This window comes from Ruegeria sp. H8 (assembly GCF_056532905.1).
Window position 1 is genome coordinate 589,886 of record NZ_JBQFNY010000001.1, and the last position, 22,436, is coordinate 612,321.

Below are 22,436 nucleotides of genomic sequence, written 5' to 3' on the forward strand. Positions count from 1 at the left end.
CGCCCTCCGATTTTCGAGTTACCCTGACCCTAGGCGGGGGATCGCCGACGTGCAAGTGATTTCAAATTTGAAATTAACGCGCGTGTCACATGCCGTTCATACTGAGGTGCGATGGGCATCCACGGAACCCTCAGCAGGATTCTTTTCGAGCTTACAGCCAGATATGGAGATTGCCATGAAAGACGATCACACCCTTTCCTTTGATGAATACGATGAAATCATAAGCCCGCGCCCCGAAGAATGTGACTTCGACCGCGTTGTCGAACGCGCGATGTCGCGTCGCGGATTTATGGGGGGCGTTCTGGCGATGGGCAGTTTCGCAGCCGTTGGCGGCTCGGTTCTGCCGACAGGTGCGCGCGCAGCGGCGGACCGTTTCGCGTTCGAGGCGATTCCGGTTTCGACGACAGACGACGTGAGTGTGCCTTCGGGCTACAAGGCCGAGGTCATGGTGCGCTGGGGCGATCCGCTTTGGTCGGACGTTCCGGAATTCGATCATGCCACCCGGGGCACGGCTGCCAGTCAGGAACGCGCCTTTGGTGACAATACCGATGGTCAGGACATTTTCTTACATGACGGTCACGTTCTGCTGGTTGTAAACAACGAATATACCAATCGTGATATCCTGTGGGGCAACAATCCGGACGCCAAGCCAGTATCTGATGACGACATCGCAAAGGGCATGATGGCGCATGGTGTCACGATCGTGGAAATCGCGAACACCGATGGCAAGTGGGGCATCGTGAAAGACAGCCCCTATAACCGCCGCGTTACACCGCAGACCGAAATGTCCATTACGGGTCCGGCCGCCGGTCATGAATTGATGAAGACCGCCGCCGATCCGTCCGGCACGACGTGCAAGGGAACATGGAACAATTGCGGAAATGGCGTGACGCCGTGGGGCACTTACCTGGCTTGTGAAGAAAACTTCAATGGCTACTTCTCGGCCGAAGACGAAAACCACGAGGTCAATGCTGATCTGAAACGTTATGGCGTATCGTCAAAAGACTGGGGTTACGGTTGGGCCAAAATTGATGACCGGTTCGACGTCTCGAAAAACCCAAACGAACCGAACCGCGCGGGATTTGTGGTTGAGATCGACCCGACCGATCCAACCTCGACTCCGCGAAAGCTGACCGCTCTGGGACGCTTCAAGCACGAAAACGCCGAAGTCATAGTGAACAATGACGGTCGCGTGGTCGTTTACATGGGCGACGATGAACGCGGCGAGTTTCTTTACCGTTTTGTCTCGGAAGGTGTCTATGCCGCCGGGGTGGACACGAACGCGCTGCTTGAGAATGGAACGCTTTCCGTGGCCAAGTTCAACGATGACGGCACCGGAGAGTGGTTGGAGTTGACGCCGGAAAGCACCGGCATGGCCTCGCAGGCCGAGATCAGCATCCACACCCGTCAGGCTGGTTCGGCGGTTGGAGCAACCACCATGGACCGTCCCGAGTGGGTTGCGGCAAATCCGAACGCACCCGAGGTTTACTGTTGCCTGACCAACAACAAGAACCGTGGCGTCAAGCCGAATGCAGGGGGCGACGACACCTCGGCCAACGGCCCGAACCCGCGGGAGAAGAACAACTACGGTCAGATCGTTCGCTGGCGCCCGGATGGCGGCGATCATGCTGCGGCTGGCTTCGGCTGGGATCTGTACGTTCTGGCAGGCAATCCCACTGTCCACCAAGACGCCTATGCCGGATCCGAGAACGTGAACGCCGACAATATGTTCAACTCACCCGATGGATTGAAGTTCGACAGCAACGGCTTGCTGTGGATCCAGACCGATGGCAATTATGGCAACGAAGGTGACTTCGCCGGGCAGGGCAACAACCAGATGCTGGCAGGCGACCCTGTCACCGGCGAAATCCGCCGTTTTCTGGTTGGCCCCAACGAATGCGAGGTCACCGGTCTCAGCTGGTCGCCGGACCGTCGTACGATGTTTGTCGGCATTCAGCACCCGGGCGAAGATGGCAACAGCCATTGGCCTGAAGGCGGGGACTCGGTGCCACGCTCGGCCATTATCGCCATTACGCGCGAAGATGGCGGTTTGGTCGGCTAAGGCCATTTGACCCATCAATTCTTGCCTCGGACGGTTTTTCCCGTCCGGGGTTTTTCTTTTTCATGCAGCGCTTTCATAGAGACGATGAGAATTTTGATATGCGCGTTTTCCCGGAAACTGGGTAAAAGCCACATACACAGCAGTGGGCGCAAAACGTCGTTTGGAAAGCGTCGTGTGTCGAAAATCGACCGACCCAGGCCTACATTGAAGTTTAGAACCGGCCCATCGGGTTAGGAGGAATCACAGCAATGCCTGACGTCACCATCGTGTATTGGCGCGACATTCCCGCTCAGGTCATCGTCGGCAAAGGCCGTCGTGGCGCAAAGCGGCAGTTGGAAGAACGGTTTGAACAAGCAATCGACCGTGCCGCAATGAAGGTGAACGCCAAGGACAGTGATGCCTATCTGGCCGAATGGCGCAAAGCCGAACCTTTCGCGGTCGAAGGCGATCCTGCCGAGATTGCCGAAGCCGAGGCTGTGCGTCTGGAAACGGAATACGATCAGGACCGCGTCAAAGCGCTGATCGCAAATGACGGTTGGGCATGAGCCCCAGACTTTATGGGAGGCCGAAATGGCTTTGCTGAACTTCAAGAAACGTGATGCGGTCGAAAGCGGCCCAGTAAATCCGACCGTCGAAGCCTTTTTGCAAGGCTATTCGATCGAGGTCATGCCGCGTACCGCCGAAAAGGTCGACGATTTCCGCGCGCTGCTGCCCGAGGGGACACGCGTTTACATCGCCCATATCGAGGGCACGCCCATCGAAGACATGGTCAAGACGGCCAAGCGAATTGCGGCGGAAGGTTACCCTGTCATGCCGCATTTTCCGGCACGCATCATCAAGGATGCGGCGACGTTGGAAAACTGGATTTCCATGTATCAGGGCGAAGCGGGTGTTGAACAGGCGTTGTTGCTGGCGGGCGGTGTCGCCAACCCGCACGGCGAGTTCGACAGCTCGATGCAGCTGCTGGAAAGTGGTCTGTTTGACAAGGCGGGCTTCAAGCGCTTGCACGTGGCGGGCCACCCCGAAGGCAACAAGGACATCGACCCCGACGGTTCGACCAAGAACGTCGATGACGCGTTGCGCTGGAAGCAGAAGTTCAACGAGACCACGGATGCCGAAATGGCGCTGGCAACACAGTTCGCCTTTGATGCCAAGCCGATCATCGCCTGGGCCGACAGCCTGAAAGAAGCGGGCATCGATCTGCCGATACATATCGGAATCGCGGGCCCGGCCAAGCTGCAAACCCTGATCAAATTCGCCATCGCGTGTGGCGTTGGGCCGTCTCTGAAGGTTCTGCAAAAGCGCGCCATGGATGTCTCCAAGCTGTTGCTGCCCTACGAGCCGACCGATGTCGTGACCGAACTGGCCAACCACAAGGCGGCCAGCCCGGATTTCAACATCACCAACGTGCACTTCTTCCCGCTGGGCGGGATCAAGACCAACGCCAACTGGGCGATCAATAACGGCGGCGCTTCGGCAAAGCCTGTAAACTCCTAAGGAACGGACATGACCCGAACAGTCGTAGAATCAAAAACAAAAACAGCCGTCCTGGGCTTTGACGAACCGTTCTGCGTGATCGGTGAGCGGATCAACCCGACCGGCCGTAAGAAACTGGCCGCCGAGCTGGAAGCGGGCGACTTTTCGACCGTTGAAAAGGACGCCTTGGCTCAGGTGGCGGCTGGCGCGACCGTTCTGGATATCAATGCAGGTGTTGTCTACAACTCGAACCCCAACCCGAACGAGACCGAACCACCGCTGATGCGAAAGATCGTCGAGCTGGTGCAGGGTTTGGTTGACGTGCCGCTGTGTATCGACTCGTCGGTTCCGGGCGCGCTGGAAGCCGGTCTTGAGGCGGCTGAAGGTCGTCCGCTGCTGAATTCGGTCACCGGCGAAGAAGAGCGTCTGGAACTGGTTCTGCCGCTGGTCAAAAAGTACAACGTACCGGTCGTGGCTATCTCGAACGATGACACTGGCATTTCGGAAGACCCCGATGTGCGCTTTGACGTCGCCAAGAAGATCGTCGAGCGCGCTGCCGATTTCGGCATCCCTGCACATGACATCGTGGTTGACCCGCTGGTCATGCCCATCGGTGCGATGGCGACCGCCGGTCTGCAAGTGTTCGCGCTGGTCCGTCGTCTGCGCGAAGAACTGGGTGTGAACACCACCTGCGGTGCGTCCAACATCTCGTTCGGTCTGCCGAACCGTCACGGCATCAACAACGCGTTCCTGCCGATGGCGATGGGTGCGGGCATGACCTCGGCCATCATGAACCCGGTGGCGTTGCCCGTGACGCAGAAGAAGATCGCCGAGAAAAAAGAGGCCGTGGCGGCAGCCGGTATCATCCTGCCTGAAGGCATGGACGATGAAACCTTCGTGCAGATGTTCGGTCTGGGATCGACGAAGCCGCGCGCCGGCAAGGAAATGGAAGCCATCCGCGCGGCAAACCTGCTTACCAACAACGACCCACATGGCGGTGAGTGGATCCGGTTCAACAAAGCACCGGACGAAGCGGGTGCCGCAGGACCCGTAGGTGGCCGTCGCGGTGGTGGCCGTCGGCGCCGCGCCTGATCTGAACGACACAGACTGCAAAGGCCGGGCTCAGCGACCGGCCTTTTGCATTTGACCCTGATCAATGTCGAATTTGCAGAAGGTTTCAGAATAACCCGATCCAGGATGCATTGATCAGGTGGCAGCATGAGTAAACATCACCCCCCAAAACTCTCGGATGCGGATCTGACCAGGAAACTGAACAAAAAGGTCTACTTCGATCAGCTGATCGAATTGCAGACACGATTGGCCAGAATTCAGCAAGCTTATCTGTTTCACGGGCTCAAGGGCGTGTTGGTTTTCGAAGGATGGGACGCTGCCGGAAAAGGGGGGACCATTCGCCGGATCAGTCAGGCCCTGGACCCGCGCAGCTTCAAGGTCTGGCCGATCGGTGCGCCCCGGAACTACTATCTCAACCGGCATTATCTGTTGCGTTTCTGGGAACGCCTGCCGCCTTCGGGTGCGATCTCCGCCTTCGACCGCAGCTGGTATGGCCGGGTTTTGGTTGAGCGGATCGAAAAGCTGACTCCGGAAACACGCTGGCGGGCCGCGTATCAGGAAATCAATGATTTCGAACGAATGCTTGTCGATGACGGGACTCGAATCGTGAAACTGTTCTTCCACATTTCACAGGAAGAGCAGATGCGCCGATTTACTGAGCGGCTGACCAACCCGATGAAACGCTGGAAGCTGACTTATGAAGATTTCAGAAACCGCGAAAAATGGGATGTCGCAGAGGTGGCCGTGGATGAAATGCTGGCACGGACGTCTACAGAAGTTGCCCCTTGGCACGTGATCCCGTCCAACAACAAGAAATATGCGAGGATCACGGCCATGAAGGCCATTGTCGAGGCGTTTTCGGAAGGGGTTGATCTGAACCCCCAGCATCTGGATCGCCGTACCTTGGAAGCGGCAGGCAAGACCTTGGCAGTCGACCAGTCCCTGATCGACAGCCTGCGAGCCCGAACCGAGTAAGAACCCGAAAAAGGTTGGTTGCGATCCGGGTTGAACGTCTGGATGTTCTGGTGTTATTTCATCTGACAAGGCGGGTATGATGTAATGGTAGCCTGTCAGCTTCCCAAGCTGAATTATGGGTCGAAAAGCCGGGGTTCACAGCACCATTTACACCCATAAAAACAAGGGGTTTAGTCCAACTTAGTCCAAAAGGCTGGTCAAACGTGTTCAATTCGGTTTATGAACACTTTTGAACAAATGTTTGAACAAGTGGACCCGTAACGATGGCACGTGTAGACCTATCCGACCCAACCAAGCGTGACGCGCTGAAGCCGCGCACCAGCTACTATTCGCACCCTCTGGGCTCGAAGCGGTACGTCCTGATGCGTGTGGGCAAGCGGGGCCGTACGTGGGGCGCACGGGTACCCGGTCGGCCCGATAAGGGTCTGGGTCCGGTTGACGCCCTGACGTTCGATCAGGTGGCCGATCTGGTGCGCAAGATGGAAGTGGATGAGGCCGACAAGCCGACAGCCCTGCACACCATCGGTGAAGCACTCGACAGCTATTACAAGCGGGCCGGGTTAACGAAGAACACCGGCAGTGTTGCCACGATCCGAAGCCACATCAATCTGATGGGTGATCTGCGCACCAAGCGGATCGCGGATGTGAAACTGGCCGTGCTCAACAAATGGCGCGACGATCTGATTACCCCGGATCGCGGGATCGCCACCGTCAACAAAGCGGTCGGCACCCTGAAGGCCGCGCTGAACGCGCACGGCGTCGATGGTGATTGGTCGAAGCTGAAGAAGCTGAAAGAGCCCAAAACCAAACCGGCTGCGATCCTGACCCGCAAGGATGTGGACGTGATCCTGTCCCGGCTTGCGAACACGGACCCGGATTTTCACGATTTCGTTCGCGCACTCTGGCTGACCGGGGCTCGACCGGGCGAAATTGTGAACGCCCGCAAGGACGCGATCCGGGGAAACACCCTGACGTTGGACGGGAAGACCGGTATCCGGCACATCACGTTGACGCCCGGTGTCGCTGCGTTTTTCAACGCACGGGCCGCAGGAGCGGTCACACACCTACTCGAAACCGATGGCCGACCCTTCACGTCCGAAAAGATCAGAACCCGCTGGGACCGGCTGGAACTGGACGCCACGCCCTACGCGCTGCGTCACGGTTTCATCACCAGTGCGATCTATGCGGGCGTTCCGGTTTTTCCGTTGGCCAAACACTGCGGAACGTCAGTCGAAATGATTGAACGGACATACGGTCACGTTCTGGCGGAAATGCAGGCCGAAGCCTTCGGGGCTTTGGAAGCGGTGCTGATGTGATCAGCGAAGACGACATTGACGCGGAAATGGTACGCCGTGGCCTGATGCGGCCCGTTGCCGGTGGTTTCGAAGGCGACACTACCCGGCACTGGTTGACACCCACCACAACGCCAGAAATCCACCGCCTAGAGCGTGAAGCGATCCGGCGCGAACTTGAGGGTGCGCAGAACCGAAGCAAGGCGTCTCGGGCCGGTTCGGCACGTTGGACCGAAGAGTCCGGCGTGGTGGTGCTTGCGATCCGTCAGGCGGCTGTAGAACACGGCAGATCGTTGCGGTCGAAGGCCGACGCGTCACGGATACTGAAAGACCGTGTGAACGCCATCCTAGAGGGGCAGGGGATCGCGCCCCGGTCGGAACGAACCCTGAGAAAACACATACCGGACGATCTTTTTTAAATTAGCTGGCCGATAGCATTTAGCATCGGCCAATTTTTTGTGATCAATAGATAGGCACCGCAACTTTTGAGGGGGTGCCGAAAATGTTCGATCCTGAAATTCTTACCAAGCAGCTAAACGAAGCTGTGAAACAGGCGGTACAGGCCGAAGCACACAAGCTGCAAGGTCAGATCGCCGTTAACGACGCAATCGTGTCGATCCTGCGCAAACCTGTCCTGAATCATCCCGGCGATATTCAGACCATTTTGGGTCTGGGTCGCAGCACCGTGTTCAAGCTGGTGGGTGATGACAAGACGTTTCCGCCGATTTCGACCGTGGGTCGTCGCCAGTTTGTTTCCACCGAAAAGTTCATGGCGTGGCTGGAAAGCAAAGAACAGAAAGCCGCGTAAAAACGAGCTGAAGACAGCTCGTAACTGACTGTTTTTGCTCACTAATCCGCCAGTCATACCCTGGCCTCAACCAAAGGAACTGACAGATGACATTGAGTCTGATTGACCGCGCCTTGGTCGCGGACGCGAAGCACCGCGAAGAAATGGAAGTCGCCGCAAAGCGTCCAATTCGAAACGGTGGTGGTGAATTTAACCAGATCGAAGCGGTCTCGAAAGTCTCGGGATTGCTGAACCAAGCGGTCTTTGAAGGCCGTGGGAACTATGCGCACGAATGCGCCTTGTTGCTGGTCGTGCTCACCAACGACCCGGATCGCATCCCGTCGCTGCTGACGGACGATCACCGCACCATACTGAAGGATGCGGGTGTAACCGCCTAAAGCAAACGCCCCGACCATTGGGGGCCGGGGCGATCTTAACCGGGGGCCAACGTGCCAGTTTCCCCCAAAGTCTTTGGAATGGATATGAGTCATACACAATCAATCGAATGGTGTGAAGACCGCGACGTTGGCTTTATGGGCCGCAAGGTCCGTATCACCGTGCGTGAGACGATCCCGCAAGTGTCATGGAAAGCCACCGTCGAAGAACTGGTTGAAATACCTGGAACTTCATATTTGCGCCTGAGTGGTCGCAAGTTGAGCGAAGGCGGGCCGACACGTGAGACCGTCAAGGCGTTTGCCCCGCTGCTGGTTGCCCGGTTGCTGGCTGATGTAGAGGGGCAGGCGGCATGAATAAATTCACTCTGAACAATGAAGGGAAGCTGACGGTCGGCAACGAAACACTGGCGACCGGGATCACCGACAAGGCTGATGTTTATCCGATCATAGCGAAACGGATGTGTCTGGCCCGCGATCACGTTCAGTTTCTTCTAAACGGAAAAATCGAAACGGTCGGCACGGTGCGGATGATGCTGCGCGAAGCCGAAGCAATGGGAAAGCAGTTTGCAACCTGATTGAATACCGTTCCCGCATGTAACAACCGGTGTCGTCATGGCCGACGGTGTTGCGGAACGGAAAACCCCCGGCCTGTCACGGGCCGGGGGCGAACTGACAGACTCTGTCACCGTCAACGAAAGAGCCATGCTTATGAATATCCCCAAAACAGTTACAAACGCAACTAATGGTCACCTGTCAGCAGCGATCAATGCCGGTTTCAATCGTGTAGTGCCGTTGATCCCGGTCGATGCCGAACTGTTTCCCGGTGGCTATGATGCCGACGGGTCGTATATCCCCCCGGCTGATGTGAAAGCCGACAGCAAGGGCAAAGTGCCGGGTCGGTTGATGGGTGGCGGAACATGGAACACCCGGCCAGATTGGAACACCTACGTTCCGACACAGGAAGATGTGGTTGCGTATGATGCTGCCGGGGCGTCCTGTGGCTTGCTGGGTGGGGATGAATGGGTCGGGATCGACATTGATACTCTGGACCCCGAACTGGCCGCTGTGCTGCGAAATGTGATGTTGTCCCGGTATCCGCAAATGATGATGCGCGTCGGGCAATGGCCGAAAATCCTGATCCCGTTCAAAGTGACCGGGGAACCCATTAAGGCGATGCGGGTCCATCTGGTGAAAGAGGGACACGACAGGCAAATGATCGAAATTCTGGGCAAGGGTCGCCAGATGGTCCTGTCGGGTACTCACCCGAAGACAGGGCAACCCTACCAGTGGTTTCAATATCCCGGCGTTCCCGGTGCCGATGCCTATTCGGTGTTACCCGCTGCGCTTGCCTGCGGTACGTTGGATCAGGACGGTGCGCTTGATCTGCTGGATGCTCTGATCGAAGCTGCCGGGGCTCTGGGTTGGGAACGCGGTCGATCCAGCACATCCAGCCGCCACGGTACCGAAGCGGGCGATCTGAAGGATTACCCGGTCAATCCCGATCTGGCCGCGCGGATCATGGCTCTGTTGCCCAACCGGGGCGATTGGGATGATTGGACACAGATCGGCTTGGCGTTGAAGTGGGAACTTGGGGATGCGGGATGGCCCGTTTTCAATGAATGGTCTTCCCGGTTCGAACCGTCTCGGGCCGATCAAAAGTATGACTCGAAATACACGTGGTCGATGTGGCGCGGGTTCAAACCCTACGGTGGTGCGAATTGGGGCAAGATCATCACCGAAATGGAACGGCAAGGTCTGGTTCTGCCCGCTGATCTGGAAGCCGAACATCAAGCCGACAAAGCCCGTCGCAAAGGTCAGATGCACTTAGCCAAGGCCGGGATGCCTGCAATGCCGCCCGGTGTCCCTGCGGGCGTTACCGGGCCGGTGCTGCCCGGTGTGCCGTGTATCAACCCAACCCCGGAACAGATGCAGCAAATGGCACTGGAAGTGGATTCGTGTAACGTGATGGATCGCAACGTCGTGGTCTTTGCCGCGATCTACAAACAGGCCGATGATCCCCGGTGGCCGAAGCTGTTGGAACGTGCAGCCGAAGGCAAATGTCTGACCGTGTTCAAGGAAGCGGTGTCATCTGTGCTCAAGAAGCAGAAGATGGAACGTTTGCGCGACAACGAAGCCAAGTCCGACATGCCGCGTACATTCTTCGATGTTTCCGATCCCAACACCTACCTGTCGATTGCCGAAGGGTTGGAACGTCGGGCCGGGGACGTAAACCTTGCATTCAACTTCGGTGGCAACCCGGTTGTGATGAAGACGCAGGAGTCCGCATTTGGCCGGATCGCAAAGCGTGGCCCGATGGGTGACAAGCTGCTGAACCCTGACGGATCGCCGCAGACAGAACCCGCGTTCATGACACAGGCGAAAGTCATCAGATCACCAGACCTGCGTCGGATCGCAAGCAAGCTGGGATATTACGTCTACCACGACAGAGACGGAAACGAGATTCCATCTGATGTACCGGGATCGCTGATCCAGCACTTCGACGCCGTGGCGGGGGATACCTTCAAGCCTATGACCGGGATCGTGCAACACCCGATCATATGGAACGGCCAGCTATTGTTCGGGGATGGTGTGTTTCACCCCGCAACGGGCCTGTACCTTCAGACCGGATCGCTGACAGTGATGCAATGGGACGATCCGGTCGCAGCGTATAAATTCCTGGTAAATGACTGGTTGGGCGACTTTTCTTTCGAGACGCCCTTGGATGCAGCGAAGGCTGTGATGATGACCGCGACGATGTTGATCACCAAGACCGATCTGATGAACCAAGCGGGACCGCCGATCTTCATGGAAACCGCAGCATTCCCCGGATCGGGCAAAACCCTGCGCGTATCTGTTGCCCATGCCGCCATCACCGGATCGCCTGCGGCTACCGTCATCTACCCGGATCGACCAGAGGAACGCGAAAAGGTGTTCACCACCGCGATCATGGAAGGCCACACACATCTTGCTTTCGACAACCTCAAGACCGGGATGACAATTGGCAACTCGCATAACGAACTGGCGACCGTGACCACAAGCCCGGTTTATTCCGGTCGCATTCTCGGGGTGTCGAAATCATTCACGGGTCTGGCGGGGCTGATGAGTACCTTCACCGGCAATAACCTGATTGCCGAAGGCGATATGTTGAGTCGTGTGGTGGAAATCCGACACAGCCCGAACCCGGATAAGAACTTGGCAGAGCGGCAATTCCGGCACCCTGATCTGCTGGGTTGGACCATCGACCATCGTCCGTACATTCTCGGGGCTCTGGCCTGTATCCTGTCGCAGCGTGTGGACACAAACCCGCCCGGTCGTTTCCCGATGTGGTCCAAGCTGGTCGCGGAACCTGTCATCGCCGTAAGCGGTGCAAAAGGCTTTTACGATCCTTGGATTGAAGCTGGCGAAGTCGATTTTGCCAGTGCCGGATCGTCCGATTTCGGGGAACTGATGCGCCTGCTGGAACCGTTCATAGCTGGTCGTTGGACAACAGCGGTGGCAATCACAGCGTATATCAACGCAGCACCAACGGTACGAAATCGTGTGTTCAACACGGACACTGACGTTACTGACAAGCGTGTCTCTAACTACCTACAGACGCACCGTGACTACTCACGGGACGGAAAACGGCTCAAAGGCGTGAAAATGAGGGTCGAAGGATCAAACAACCGTAAACCGGTCTGGAACTTCCAAATCATATAGAAATCTACATATTGTGACCAAGTGTGACCAAGTGTGACCATTGTTCCACCCCAAGTTCAGTCGGGAAAAAAAAGTTGAGAGTCATTAATGCTTTTAAACTTTTTTTTTCTCAGGTGATAACCGACCGAAACAATGGTCACAGTTGGTCACACTTGGTCACGCTAGAAATCCAGCTATAGGCATAAGCGGGACATAGACGGGACATAGACGGGACGTAGGCGAACCAATACGCCTAGTATTTTCCATATATGTATTGGTGTGTGAGCGACACCACCACCACAGCAGCAGCAGCCAACACGATCACGCTACGCATTGGAACATAGGCGTATGTCTATAGGTGTTGCGGTGCGTGGTGTGCCTGACGTTCGATCATCAGTTCATCGTCACACGTGTTGACGTGCTGACCGATGCCGTGACGATGCGTGTGCTTGGCGACGGTTCTGTCACTTCAGGGGGCGGCGTTCCGTAACGCAAGACTTGGACCACTCCACCGCGCCGGGGATGCTTGAATCCACGTGAACCGAGTTGCAGCCTATTTGGTTGCGTTACGCAACTGTTGTGAATGTAACTATTTGGGCTAAAATAACTGTCAATTCACGTCGATTCACACCGAAACAGACAGGATTACAGCCGATCATGCCGCGCGGTAGAAAAGCAGCCTCAGACAGCCAAGAACAGCAATTACGGGACGCACGTGCGCCCGATCTGAGCGTTGCGGTCGCACCGTTGGACATTCCCGGTGCCGATCTACTCGGTGACAAAGGTCAGCACTACTACACCCAGATTTTTCGGACCCGGCACGAATGGGCGGTGGCTGATCTGATCCTGATCGTCACCGCAGCCGCTGCGATGGAAAAGCTGTGGTATCTCGCAATCGAATTGCAGACAGAGCCGACATTCCAGATGACCAAGACCGGGTTCAAGGTCACACATCCCGGCTACAAACTTCAGGGCGAATTGCGTCGAACGGTGGCAACGTCACTTCGCGATGCGGGTGTCCGACAGCGTGACGGACACAGCGATTCCGACGCGAACAATCCGAAGCCTGCACAGTACCAACCCGGCACCGCATCACCCACCAGTACCAGCACCAGCTTCGATGATTGGATGGGCAGCAATGAACTACATTAGCGGGGCCGACATTCAACGCGCCACCGGGGGAAATATCCCACCGGTTTCTGAAGCTGACCCGGATCGGCGCATGATGGTTTTTCTGTGGATCAAGGACTGTCTGCGAAATGCGGGTCTGGTCGATCAGGTCAACAGTTCTGAAATTTTCAACGTCTGGCCGCTGGATTGGATGCACGAAGCCGACCGCGATCTGGCGAAGTTCAACACCCGTTGCCGCCAGTTAGGTTGGCCGTGTGGTCTGGAAGGACTGAAGCGCAAAGTTGCCAACCCCGACCAATGGCCACACCAATCCAGCCAGACCTATGACAAAGCGTAAACGACCACCAAAACACATTCGGGAGTCCAGCCATGCCAACGCAATCACCAGACGGAATGACAATCGGCCAGTTCAATCAGGCAAAGTACGATCTGGCACAGGCGTTGGGCAATCAATGCGAGACGTGCGGTCAGATCGGGCAACGTGTGGGGATCGGATACCACGCACCGATGGATGAGCCCTTTGATCCTGATGCTTTGCTCTGTCGCTGTGGTTCGTGCCGGTCACTTGGTCGCATCGAACCGATCAAGATACGGTTGGCCCAATATGACGCCGCTTGAACGCTACGCAGCAGCAGAAAACGCCGCATTGAAGGAAGTGATGGCCGATAATCGCGGTGTTGAGGGCCTGAAGACCAGTCAGGTGGTCAAGGGTATCAGCGTTGAGAACGGTGGCCGGATCGAACGACGGGCATCCCGTCTGTGCTCGGGATGCGGCAACATCCTGCCGCAATCGGGCCGCTGGAATTGGCGTGGTAACGTGTGCTGTTCTGCGGCTTGTCTGGACGATGTACAGCGATGGGCAAGGTGGACCAAACTTTGACGATCCGTCTTCGTAACGCTACGAAAACGACCGCCACCTGGTAACTACATCTGGTAGATCGGGGCTCGGCCTATAGAAGATCTTTTATATGCAAGCTATTGAAAAAAATTAAGTTTCGGTACGACTCAAAATCTAGACTCACACCACATCTTGCGGTCATGCTGTCCGCATCCAGAAGGGAACGACAGCATGATCACACGCCGCACCGCACCAGCAGCCGCCCGCAAGTTGATCAAGCGCGTCCCGCATCTTCGTTCTACAATCAATCGCCTGTCACGCGCCGAAGAACGTGGATCAAAATCTGCGGCTGAAGAACGTCGGGCTCTTACCCAGAAGTTCGAAGCCGACAACCGCGCAGTAACGGACGCCATCGCTCAGACCCGCGCCTTCGCGGCTGATACGGATCGCGCGGCCCTGATCCTTCGGACCCGAGACACACACCCCCACCAGAGCCCGGTTGCCCGTCTGGCGTCTCTGGCGTGCCGCCTTGGCGTTCATGGCGCAACACTGGATCAACTGGCCACCGCGTGCCGAGAAACCGCCACACGCGCCGAAGGATGCGCCGATACCGCTGAAGACAGGATGGACGCGCACACGGATGAACTGCGATCCGCCAGCCTGCTGATGTTGCTTTCGGATCGTCTGCCCGGTGTCGGTTTCGACATGAAGTCACCGAAGATCAAAGCGATCCGCGATGAATATCTGGTTGCATCCGGCGCTGCTGCAAAACAACGAAAAGGAAAGAGCGTATGAGCAACCCTTTCGACGCACCACCGCAGACCCGTGCCGGTGACAAACTCTATATCGACGGTGTGCCGCTGGATGCCAAAGGCTCGACCGGTGGTGATCATGTCCTGCACTATGATCCGGTAACCAAATCCGGGTCGCCTAACATGCAGGCGTTCGCCGCTGCCCTGATGGCACAGGTCCGCGCGGAACAAGCCAAGCATGTAGACGCCACCGCCGAAGCCATGGCCAACCTTGTCGCGCCCTACGAAAAGCGGATCGCACAGCTTGAGGCCGATCTAGCGCACGCCCGGTCGGAAGTGACGGACGCCATCGGCAAAGCCCTGCATCAGTTCAATGACGACACCGACGATGCCACCGCAATCGTCAAGAAAGCGATGCGTGAAAACCCGGAGTTGTACCGATGAATAAGCTGATCGACGTTCACACCGTCCGCCACGATCTGCCAAAGCAAATCCGCAGAACCCGCGCCAAGATGCAGGCCGAATTGCTGGTCGAAGGTCACAGCACCGAAGAAGCCAAGGCGATCTGCGAACGCACACACCGCCGTGTTTACAAGGCTTGGATCAAGCAGTTCGCGGACCATCACCCACACCTAGAAGATTGCGCCCGTCGGGTGCTGAAACGCGAAGGAGTTTTGTAAGATGCCCCGCGATTATGCCGACCACCCGAAACTGAAAGGTCTGACCGGGAAGCACCGCAAGACCGCCGTTGAACATCTTGAACAGATGGATGCCAAGCTGGCCTATGAGGCCGTTGCCGCCGAACTGGAAGAAGCGCACCAAATCCGGCAAGAGTTGCCCGCGATCAAGGGTGAACTGGCCGCGCTGCGCAAACGGTTGGACCAACCGCAGAAGCTGGAAGCCACGCTGAAACAGCCGTACAAGCCCAAAGGCACGGTCAAACGCCTGTCAGCCACTGACAGCCTTGGTACAGCCCTTGTGGCTGAGTTTCTCCGCTTCGTGGATCAGAAAGACGTGGATGCCACGCTGCAAGACTTCTACCCCGGCGACGAAGGCCGCATTGCCCGCAAGCTGGTCCGCGCCCAACTGGTCAAAAGCGCATCCAACCCGGCGACCGGCACCGACATTGGTTGGGCCGCTGACCTGACGACCAGTGATGTTGTTTCGTGGGTATCCGCCATCAAGGCGGTATCTGTTTACGGCGCGATGTTTGCCGCTGGTGGTCGTCCGATCCCGATGGGTGACAATGAAAGCGTGATTTACCCGATGCGGTCTGAAGCGGGCATGGGTTCGATGGCCCAAAGTTTCGTCGCGCCGGGTGCGTCGATCCCAGTCAAAGAAGGTAGCTTTTCGGCACAATCCTTCAGCCGTAAAAAGGCGGCAATAATCACCGTCGCGAGTAAAGAACTGGCCAAGGTTTCCGCCTTCGATCTGCGTCAGATTTTGCTTGAAATGGTGATGGAAGACAGCGGCAAGATGTTGGATAGCGTCCTGCTTGATCCGACCCTGAACGCGGTTGCAGGTATCCGCCCCGCATCGCCTTGGTTTGGCGCGGCCAATCAGGCATCGGGCGGCACCGATCTTCAATCAATCATCAGCGATCTGTCGTGGCTGATCAGCAGCATCGACCGACCCGCCAAGCCGTTGCTGATCATGGACCCGTCAAGGGAACTGAGACTCCGCAGTTGGCGGGACAGCATGGGGTGGGTTTTCGCGCCCGAAATGGACAGCAAAGGCACGATTCTAGGGGTACCATTTGTCAGTTCGATCAACTGCCCCACCGCGCAGGTTTACATTGCCGACTGTGCGGATTTCCTGTCGTGGTTGCCGAATCCAGAGGTGGCAATGTCGGAACATGCCACGGTCGTGATGGCCGATGACTCGGCACCCGCACCGCAGATGCTGGACGAAAACGCAGTCAACGATTTTGGCGGGTCAATCCACGTCAGTGACGCAGCGGGGGCGGGTGCTGTAACCCGTTCGATGCTGCAAACCTATTCGGTTGCGCTGCGTGTCATCCAACCTGTTGAGTTTGGAATGCTGCGTGCCAATCGTACCGCTTACCTTAGCGGGGTATCGTGGTGAGACAGATCAGCCTGACCCAGATGCGCCATTCGACCGAAACGTCCGTGTATGTGGATGGCGTGACAAGCACCGCCACAACGCCCGACCAGATCGGTGCGATACTCGCCAAGGCGGGCGTGAAGCATTCCGATCAGGTCTACTGGTCCAACCCATCGGGCAAGGTGGACAGGCTACTTGCAGCGCAATTCTTGCCGCCTGTGAGCGTGAAGCCGAAGCGGGGTAAACGCAAATGAGCAATTATCCTGACTGCGGCTATCCCGACTGCGGTTATCCCGATTGCGGATACCCAAACTGCCAAGGGTTCACACCACCACCAGCAGCAGCAAAGGAAGGGAAAGCCAATGGCACGCGCCGTTCTAAGAAATAAGTTCGGGATCGCACAGGGCGTGACCGTTGAGACGGACGATTACGACATTGATCTGCCCGTCAGCGGATCGCCCGTCACGCAATTGGGCATGAGCCATCCGAACGGGCCAGCGGTCTGGTCGGGCCTTTTTGTGCTGCAATCGGACCTGACGCCATGACCCGGATACTAAACCGCTTTGGCGTCTATCAGCGTGACATGGAATTGCCTGATGGTCTGAGTTACCGCCGCGTCGGTAGCACCCAGATTTACCAGATCGGCAAATGGATCAGCAATTACCAACAGCGTGGTGGCGACTGGTGGCCGTTTTTTGTCCACGCATCCGATCTGCCCGAAGCCGTGCGCAAGCGCAAAACCAAGATACCTGGAAACTGACAAAATGCCGTTTGATATGAGCAAACAGCCACGCAAGCCCCGCAAACCTCGCAAGCCAAAGATCGACCGCGACAAGGCCGCACTTGCCATTCAGAAGCGTTTGAACAGGCCGTTGTCGTGGGAAGAATACACGGCCATCTGGAACGCCCTGACTCGCGAAATGGGAAAGACGGACCTGATCGAATGAGAAGCCAACGCGACACCGTACAGGTCGCCATGGCTACCGCCGCGAAGTCGTGGCCCGATCTTCGCAATGTCGAAACGGATCGCCTGATCGGTCGGGCCGAGTCCTGCACGGCTGCTGGGCTCTATCTGGCCGCGCGTGTGATGCGTAACGAAATCGAAAAGCGCAATGATGCCCTGATCGAAAAGGCGGTCAACATGGCCCACGCAGCCGCCAAGGCGAGACTACAACGATAGTCCAGATGGCTTTTTATTCCTTCGCGCTACCGCATCAGCGCGTCGGCCATCGGATTAGCCCGCACCGATCAGGTCCGATTGGTGCGGGCCTTCTTTTACCTGAAACGCCTTTAGGAAAATCTTTATAGTTGTTAAGACTTGATCTTAACTTAGCTTAAGACTATTTACCGTCATGTCACTAGAATCAAAGGGAACTGACATGGCAATAAAACCAAATATGGAAACTGAGAAGTTTTACCGTGATCTTGGTCACAAGGCCAAGCGGGCGGCACAACTTGTCGAAAAACACTCGGAAGCAGCACGAAGGCAGTGGATCAAGATCGGTGAATATGCGGTACAGGTCCGCGATAGTTCACCGCCACGATCCGGCATGCTGGACCGGTGGCGGTCGCAGTATCTGGATGGCAAGGTCCACAAGGTCGAACTGTCCGATGCGATCTGGTGCTATGAACATCCCGAGGCGGTCGCTCTGGTCCGCAATGAGATTTCCAACCCGCAGGGTATCCGCCGCGAATGGCGCGATATTGCCGGACGGTCCGCGCGTGACTTCGTGCTGGCCGGAAAGAATGATCTGGGCGAACTGGCAGCATCGCTGGGTGTCGGTCGGACCGAAGCCGCCAAGTTTGTCGGAAGGGCGCACGACACCATCCGACGGACCGAAGAATCCGCAGCCAAACGCCAGATGACCAAGCGGGCAGAAGAACGCACACGGGCGATAGAAGGCAGCACAGGGATCGCCTTTGACGATCCGATCCCCGGTGGTCCCGCTCTGACCGGCAACGCAGCGATCCGGCAAGCCTTAGCCCAACTGGACGCATTCGATGTGAAGGCGGCACGTCAAACCCTGCTGGATGCTTTGTCGGAGTCGGGCGAATGATTTCCTTTACCCGCAAGATCGGGCTCAACCGGGGCCGCGCCCGATTATGGATCGAAGGCAAGCACCTGCAAGCCGCTGGACTGCCGCACGGTACCCGGTGGACCCTGACCACCACCGACACCGGCTTGACGATCAGTGCCGACCCTGAAGGCAAGCGCAAGATCGCGGGCCGACCAGATCGCCCTGTCATCGACGTTACGGGTGCAAGTCTCGGGCCGGTCGGGCAGGCGGATACCGTAACGTGTGAATACGAACCGAAGGGTGGGGTGATCCATGTCCGATAACGTCGTCTATCTGCCCGGTTGTGAGCCCGAGACAGAGCAAGAGCCCGTGACGATCCGTGTCGTGCTGGACGTTCCACAAACACACCACAACGGTCTGTGGATGCTGCCGGTGTGGTTTCTTGTCGGCTTCATTCCGGTGGCTTTGCTGCTGTGGTGACCGGTTTCAGTCCAACATAGTCCAATTAAATCTGAACATCTTTTTGAACAAATAGCTGTGAACCCCAACGAAATAAGGCGAATCATCCCATATTTGCCCAGCTTCCCAAGCTGAACGCGCGGGTTCGATTCCCGCTACCCGCTCCAAAACCGGACTGTAAGGCGCTGTTATTTCATCAAAAAAGGTGGCGCTGCGTGGCTTTGCCACCACCTTCACGGGCCTGACTGGCACGTGTTTCCAAGGATCTGCTCAACGGGCTTGGAAAGCCGGTACTAGCTGTTGAGGCCAAGCAAGGACTCTCTGCCAACGATGTGCGTCGGCAGTTCAACAGATTTGCCCGGTGCGTTGGATTCGATCATCTGAATCAACGCCTGAGCAGCCTTGCGTCCCATGTCACGATGAGGAACATGGACAGTTGTCAGCGCAGGGGCGACAATGCGCGCAAGCTCGATATCATCAAAGCCGGTGATCGATACATCTTCGGGCACCCGCAGTCCCATCTGCTGAGCTTGCCGTACCGCACCGACGGCCAGAACGTCGTTGCCGCACAACACCGCGGTCGGCGGGTTGTCATTCGACATGAGATGCTTGAACGCATCGGCGCCGTTTTCAATCTCGTACGAGGTTTCGATCACCGAAAGGTCGTCTTGCGACAGTCCATGTCGGGACATCGCGTCTTTTATCCCTTGGATCCTCAAACGCGCACGATCGTTGCCCTTGCTGATGCCTGAAATCGTTGCCAACCGCGTATGGCCTAATTCGATGATCTTGCTTGTCAAAGCCTCCATCGCCCGTCTGTTATCAAACCCGACGGACGGTATCGGTTCGTCTGGCAGGAAGGACCACGCGACAAGGGCCGGCACTTTGCGCCTTTCGAGATAGTCGTAGATTTGCACGTCCCGGTCATGCCCGATCAGCAACAGCCCGTCGGCGCCCCGTGCAACCAGCGTTCGGATCTGTTCTTCTTCTGCGGCCGGTTGGTAGGCCGAGCTGGAGACCAGCAAGGTGTAGCCCTGTTTGTGGATCTCTTCTTGGAACGCCTGCAACCCCCTTGCAAAGATTGCATTTTCCATCGTCGGAATTATCGCGCCGATCGTGAAAGAACGCCGTGCAGCCATCACTCGGGCTGCAAAGTTCGGCGTGTAGCCAAGGGTGTCTACGGCAGACAGAACACGTTTCCGCGTTGCCTCGACCACCTGTTGCGGGGTGTTCAGGCACCGTGACACGGTGGCAGTTGAAACGCCTGCTGCCTTGGCAACGTCATCCAGCGTCGGTGCGGACCGATGTTTTGACATTCTCGAACTCTCAATTCCGGTTCGCCTAAGTTAGTCGCATTTTTTCAAGGATGAAAGCGTTTATGTAAGCGCTTGCATTTATTATGTAAGCGCTTACAAAGGTATTTGAGCCGATTCTGAAGGGAGTCCCGGAAATGTATCTCGCTGCATCAGTCATCGTTTTTGCGATCTATTTCGCAAATGTCGCTTTGGGTGCTTTTGCGAGCAGCGCGTTTCTTGGTGACGTTGGAGAGATGTTGGTTCTGTTCGCGGCTTCGATCCTGTTCGTTGTCGCAATTCTGAAAAAGGAAGCTGACCGGGACGCACAAGACGGCAGCTGAACTTTTGCTTGGGAGGGCAATTGATGAAAACCGACAAGACCGAACTGGCATCGGCCGAGCGCCGCAATTTTCTGAAACTGAGCGCCAGTGGCGCGTTTACGGCCGCATTGGTCGCTGGGGCAGGGGGCGTTTTGTGGTCTTCCGAGGCCGCTGCGCAGACCGCGAAGGAAGAAAGCGAGCGTGAAAAGGCCGCAGATCACGTGATGACCGTGGCCACGGCCTATGTGCTTGGCGCGTCGCGCAGCTATCCGATCATGCAGCTGGACCTGAAAGAAAACATTCAGAACGCCACCAACGGCAAGGTCTATGTCAAACTGGCCCCCGGCGGTCAGCTTGGTGCAGGCGGCGCGCTGGTGCAGAAAGTGCAGGGCGGCACCATTCAGGCCGCGCAGCATTCGCTGTCGAATTTCGCGCCGTTCGCGTCGACAGTCGACCTGATCAACATGCCGTACCTGTGCGGCTCGAACCAGCGTTTCACCAACCTCGTCCATTCGGACACATGGAAAAGTGAGGTTCACCCCAAGGTCGAAGCGGCAGGGTTCAAGGCTCTGTTCTATGTGAACATCGACCCGCGCGTCGTTGCAGTTCGTCAGGGCGGCAATGCCGTGCTCACCCCCGGTGACATGAGCGGGATCAAGTTCCGCGTGCCGGGATCCAAGATGCTGCAACAATATTACCGGATGGTCGGCGCCAACCCGACGCCCGTTGCCTGGGGCGAGACCCCCTCGGCCATCAAGCAGGGCGTTGCGGATGCGCTCGATCCTTCGGTTGGCGCGCTCTATGTCTTCGGTTTCAAGGACATCCTCAGCCATGTGACCTTCACGCAGGCGGTGCCGGACAGCCAAGTTTATTCCTGTAATCTGGAATGGTTCAACTCGATGCCGGCTGATGTGCAGGAAGGCATCATGTGGGGTTCGGAAATGACCAGCCATCAGAACCTGTCCAAGGTTCCGTCGGCCCGCGCCTATGCCATGGCCGAGCTGAACAAGGCCGGGGTGCAGTTCCACTCGCTCAGTGACGACCAACTGGCGGAATGGCAGGATGCCGGCGGGTATCAGAACGCCGATTGGGATCCGTTCAAGACGGAACTGGCTGGATCGATGGAAAACTTCGAAAAGCTGGTCGAAGCCGCCGGTACGCAGGGCAAATACTACGTCCACGACGCCTAAGGCCCAAACCGTGGGCGCCTGACGGGCGTCCACGAACTTTACTCTCAGTCAGCCCGACGACAACCCGCCACGTCAGGCGCGGGTCAGGCTGTCCCTGCGCCGGAGGATCAGATGACCATTCTTCAAAACATAGACCGAAACGCAGAGCGCTGGTTGCTGCTGGTGTTCTACGTGATGCTGGTGATTACCATGGCCATCGAAGTGCTGCGGCGCGAGATTTTTGCTTATTCGTCGATCTGGGGCGAGGAAATCGTTCGGTATTCCTTCATCTACCTGGCCTGGATCGGTGCCGCGGCTGCGGTGAAAGAGCGGGCGCATATCCGGATCGATGTGATCATGCATTACATCGGACCACGCCCCAAGGCGGTGCTGTATATTTTCGGCGATCTAGTGATGTTCGGCGTGGCGATCATCGCGCTCTACTGGTCGTATGAGGCGGTTCATGTCTCGGCCAAGTTCGGCTCGGTCACGGATGGGCTTCGGGTCTCGAAAGTCTGGTTCCTTATGGCGGTGCCCGCCGGATTCGCCCTGATGATATGGCGGCTGATCCAATCTTTCCTGCGTGACGTGAAATCACTTCGTGACGGCACCCCCGTCTTCGAAGGCGACAAGCTGTTTGACTGAGGAGAACAC

The 22,436-nt window shown here is 57.0% G+C and carries 32 protein-coding genes; 31 read left to right on the top strand and 1 reads right to left on the bottom strand.

What is annotated here, in order from left to right:
* The first annotated feature begins 175 nt into the window (after positions 1 to 175).
* From ACR0A2_RS02830 to ACR0A2_RS02965, 28 genes are all read left to right on the top strand, one after another.
* Positions 176 to 2,062 (top strand): PhoX family protein, encoded by a 1,887-nt coding sequence (locus tag ACR0A2_RS02830; protein WP_480833983.1) that lies wholly within the window; start codon positions 176 to 178, stop codon positions 2,060 to 2,062.
* Positions 2,063 to 2,310: 248 nt separating this feature from the next.
* Positions 2,311 to 2,607, top strand: coding sequence for a virulence factor (locus ACR0A2_RS02835; RefSeq protein ID WP_117868895.1), 297 nt, complete (start codon positions 2,311 to 2,313; stop codon positions 2,605 to 2,607).
* A gap of 25 nt (positions 2,608 to 2,632) precedes the next feature.
* Positions 2,633 to 3,559 (top strand): methylenetetrahydrofolate reductase, encoded by a 927-nt coding sequence (locus ACR0A2_RS02840; RefSeq protein ID WP_171639464.1) that lies wholly within the window; start codon positions 2,633 to 2,635, stop codon positions 3,557 to 3,559.
* A 9-nt stretch (positions 3,560 to 3,568) separates the two neighbouring features.
* Positions 3,569 to 4,630 carry a methyltetrahydrofolate cobalamin methyltransferase gene (locus tag ACR0A2_RS02845; RefSeq protein WP_480833985.1) on the top strand — a complete coding sequence of 354 codons (1,062 nt, stop codon included), beginning with the start codon at positions 3,569 to 3,571 and terminating at the stop codon, positions 4,628 to 4,630.
* Positions 4,631 to 4,756: 126 nt separating this feature from the next.
* Positions 4,757 to 5,584 carry a polyphosphate kinase 2 family protein gene (locus tag ACR0A2_RS02850; RefSeq protein WP_152458042.1) on the top strand — a complete coding sequence of 276 codons (828 nt, stop codon included), beginning with the start codon at positions 4,757 to 4,759 and terminating at the stop codon, positions 5,582 to 5,584.
* Between the two features lie 263 nt (positions 5,585 to 5,847).
* The gene (locus tag ACR0A2_RS02855; protein ID WP_480833986.1) at positions 5,848 to 6,900 is read left to right on the top strand and encodes a tyrosine-type recombinase/integrase; all 1,053 of its coding nucleotides are present in this window, start codon (positions 5,848 to 5,850) and stop codon (positions 6,898 to 6,900) included.
* Positions 6,897 to 7,295, top strand: coding sequence for a hypothetical protein (locus tag ACR0A2_RS02860; RefSeq protein WP_480833987.1), 399 nt, complete (start codon positions 6,897 to 6,899; stop codon positions 7,293 to 7,295). Before ACR0A2_RS02855 ends, ACR0A2_RS02860 begins: the two co-directional genes overlap by 4 nt.
* An 83-nt stretch (positions 7,296 to 7,378) precedes the next feature.
* Positions 7,379 to 7,684 (top strand): hypothetical protein, encoded by a 306-nt coding sequence (locus ACR0A2_RS02865; protein WP_480833988.1) that lies wholly within the window; start codon positions 7,379 to 7,381, stop codon positions 7,682 to 7,684.
* An 86-nt stretch (positions 7,685 to 7,770) separates the two neighbouring features.
* On the top strand, positions 7,771 to 8,061 hold the full coding sequence (locus ACR0A2_RS02870) for a hypothetical protein (protein ID WP_480833990.1): 291 nt from the start codon (positions 7,771 to 7,773) through the stop codon (positions 8,059 to 8,061).
* Between the two features lie 84 nt (positions 8,062 to 8,145).
* Positions 8,146 to 8,412 (top strand): hypothetical protein, encoded by a 267-nt coding sequence (locus ACR0A2_RS02875; RefSeq protein WP_480833991.1) that lies wholly within the window; start codon positions 8,146 to 8,148, stop codon positions 8,410 to 8,412.
* Positions 8,409 to 8,633, top strand: a complete 225-nt coding sequence (locus tag ACR0A2_RS02880; RefSeq protein ID WP_480833993.1) for a hypothetical protein — start codon at positions 8,409 to 8,411, stop codon at positions 8,631 to 8,633. The genes ACR0A2_RS02875 and ACR0A2_RS02880 overlap by 4 nt, the downstream gene beginning before the upstream one ends.
* A 37-nt stretch (positions 8,634 to 8,670) precedes the next feature.
* Entirely contained in the window at positions 8,671 to 11,757 is a 3,087-nt protein-coding gene (locus tag ACR0A2_RS02885; protein ID WP_480833994.1) for a PriCT-2 domain-containing protein, read from the top strand.
* A 636-nt stretch (positions 11,758 to 12,393) separates the two neighbouring features.
* Positions 12,394 to 12,888 carry a hypothetical protein gene (locus ACR0A2_RS02890; RefSeq protein WP_480833995.1) on the top strand — a complete coding sequence of 165 codons (495 nt, stop codon included), beginning with the start codon at positions 12,394 to 12,396 and terminating at the stop codon, positions 12,886 to 12,888.
* Positions 12,875 to 13,204 carry a hypothetical protein gene (locus tag ACR0A2_RS02895; protein WP_480833996.1) on the top strand — a complete coding sequence of 110 codons (330 nt, stop codon included), beginning with the start codon at positions 12,875 to 12,877 and terminating at the stop codon, positions 13,202 to 13,204. Before ACR0A2_RS02890 ends, ACR0A2_RS02895 begins: the two co-directional genes overlap by 14 nt.
* A gap of 32 nt (positions 13,205 to 13,236) precedes the next feature.
* The gene (locus ACR0A2_RS02900; protein ID WP_480833997.1) at positions 13,237 to 13,485 is read left to right on the top strand and encodes a hypothetical protein; all 249 of its coding nucleotides are present in this window, start codon (positions 13,237 to 13,239) and stop codon (positions 13,483 to 13,485) included.
* On the top strand, positions 13,472 to 13,747 hold the full coding sequence (locus tag ACR0A2_RS02905; protein ID WP_480833998.1) for a hypothetical protein: 276 nt from the start codon (positions 13,472 to 13,474) through the stop codon (positions 13,745 to 13,747). Before ACR0A2_RS02900 ends, ACR0A2_RS02905 begins: the two co-directional genes overlap by 14 nt.
* A gap of 189 nt (positions 13,748 to 13,936) precedes the next feature.
* Positions 13,937 to 14,500: a hypothetical protein gene (locus ACR0A2_RS02910; RefSeq protein WP_480833999.1), complete on the top strand. Its 564-nt coding sequence runs from the start codon at positions 13,937 to 13,939 to the stop codon at positions 14,498 to 14,500.
* A complete protein-coding gene (locus tag ACR0A2_RS02915; RefSeq protein WP_480834000.1) occupies positions 14,497 to 14,901 on the top strand; it encodes a hypothetical protein in 405 nt (134 codons plus the stop codon). The genes ACR0A2_RS02910 and ACR0A2_RS02915 overlap by 4 nt, the downstream gene beginning before the upstream one ends.
* Positions 14,898 to 15,137, top strand: coding sequence for a hypothetical protein (locus tag ACR0A2_RS02920; protein ID WP_480834001.1), 240 nt, complete (start codon positions 14,898 to 14,900; stop codon positions 15,135 to 15,137). The genes ACR0A2_RS02915 and ACR0A2_RS02920 overlap by 4 nt, the downstream gene beginning before the upstream one ends.
* Before the next feature lies 1 nt (position 15,138).
* Complete coding sequence (locus ACR0A2_RS02925) at positions 15,139 to 16,542, top strand: phage major capsid protein (RefSeq protein ID WP_480834002.1); 1,404 nt, start codon at positions 15,139 to 15,141, stop codon at positions 16,540 to 16,542.
* Positions 16,539 to 16,775, top strand: coding sequence for a hypothetical protein (locus tag ACR0A2_RS02930; RefSeq protein WP_480834003.1), 237 nt, complete (start codon positions 16,539 to 16,541; stop codon positions 16,773 to 16,775). The genes ACR0A2_RS02925 and ACR0A2_RS02930 overlap by 4 nt, the downstream gene beginning before the upstream one ends.
* Positions 16,776 to 16,883: 108 nt before the next feature.
* Positions 16,884 to 17,066 (top strand): hypothetical protein, encoded by a 183-nt coding sequence (locus ACR0A2_RS02935; RefSeq protein ID WP_480834004.1) that lies wholly within the window; start codon positions 16,884 to 16,886, stop codon positions 17,064 to 17,066.
* Positions 17,063 to 17,281, top strand: a complete 219-nt coding sequence (locus ACR0A2_RS02940) for a hypothetical protein (protein ID WP_480834005.1) — start codon at positions 17,063 to 17,065, stop codon at positions 17,279 to 17,281. Before ACR0A2_RS02935 ends, ACR0A2_RS02940 begins: the two co-directional genes overlap by 4 nt.
* Positions 17,282 to 17,297: 16 nt before the next feature.
* Positions 17,298 to 17,468 (top strand): hypothetical protein, encoded by a 171-nt coding sequence (locus ACR0A2_RS02945; RefSeq protein ID WP_480834006.1) that lies wholly within the window; start codon positions 17,298 to 17,300, stop codon positions 17,466 to 17,468.
* A complete protein-coding gene (locus ACR0A2_RS02950) occupies positions 17,465 to 17,701 on the top strand; it encodes a hypothetical protein (protein ID WP_480834007.1) in 237 nt (78 codons plus the stop codon). Before ACR0A2_RS02945 ends, ACR0A2_RS02950 begins: the two co-directional genes overlap by 4 nt.
* 217 nt (positions 17,702 to 17,918) lie before the next feature.
* On the top strand, positions 17,919 to 18,578 hold the full coding sequence (locus ACR0A2_RS02955) for a hypothetical protein (RefSeq protein WP_480834008.1): 660 nt from the start codon (positions 17,919 to 17,921) through the stop codon (positions 18,576 to 18,578).
* Positions 18,575 to 18,862 (top strand): hypothetical protein, encoded by a 288-nt coding sequence (locus ACR0A2_RS02960; protein ID WP_480834009.1) that lies wholly within the window; start codon positions 18,575 to 18,577, stop codon positions 18,860 to 18,862. The genes ACR0A2_RS02955 and ACR0A2_RS02960 overlap by 4 nt, the downstream gene beginning before the upstream one ends.
* Positions 18,852 to 19,019, top strand: a complete 168-nt coding sequence (locus ACR0A2_RS02965) for a hypothetical protein (protein ID WP_480834010.1) — start codon at positions 18,852 to 18,854, stop codon at positions 19,017 to 19,019. Before ACR0A2_RS02960 ends, ACR0A2_RS02965 begins: the two co-directional genes overlap by 11 nt.
* A 272-nt stretch (positions 19,020 to 19,291) precedes the next feature.
* On the opposite strand, the gene ACR0A2_RS02970 is transcribed toward ACR0A2_RS02965, so the two are convergent.
* Positions 19,292 to 20,314, bottom strand: coding sequence for a LacI family DNA-binding transcriptional regulator (locus ACR0A2_RS02970; RefSeq protein WP_171231604.1), 1,023 nt, complete (start codon positions 20,312 to 20,314; stop codon positions 19,292 to 19,294).
* Positions 20,315 to 20,448: 134 nt separating this feature from the next.
* Between ACR0A2_RS02970 and ACR0A2_RS02975 the strand changes: the two genes are divergently transcribed.
* The 3 genes from ACR0A2_RS02975 (at position 20,449) to ACR0A2_RS02985 (ending at position 22,427) form a co-directional block, all read left to right on the top strand.
* On the top strand, positions 20,449 to 20,634 hold the full coding sequence (locus tag ACR0A2_RS02975; RefSeq protein WP_171115836.1) for a hypothetical protein: 186 nt from the start codon (positions 20,449 to 20,451) through the stop codon (positions 20,632 to 20,634).
* Positions 20,635 to 20,657: 23 nt separating this feature from the next.
* Positions 20,658 to 21,803: a TRAP transporter substrate-binding protein gene (locus ACR0A2_RS02980; protein ID WP_171632341.1), complete on the top strand. Its 1,146-nt coding sequence runs from the start codon at positions 20,658 to 20,660 to the stop codon at positions 21,801 to 21,803.
* Between the two features lie 111 nt (positions 21,804 to 21,914).
* Positions 21,915 to 22,427, top strand: coding sequence for a TRAP transporter small permease (locus tag ACR0A2_RS02985; protein WP_171115839.1), 513 nt, complete (start codon positions 21,915 to 21,917; stop codon positions 22,425 to 22,427).
* The last annotated feature ends 9 nt before the right edge of the window (positions 22,428 to 22,436 follow it).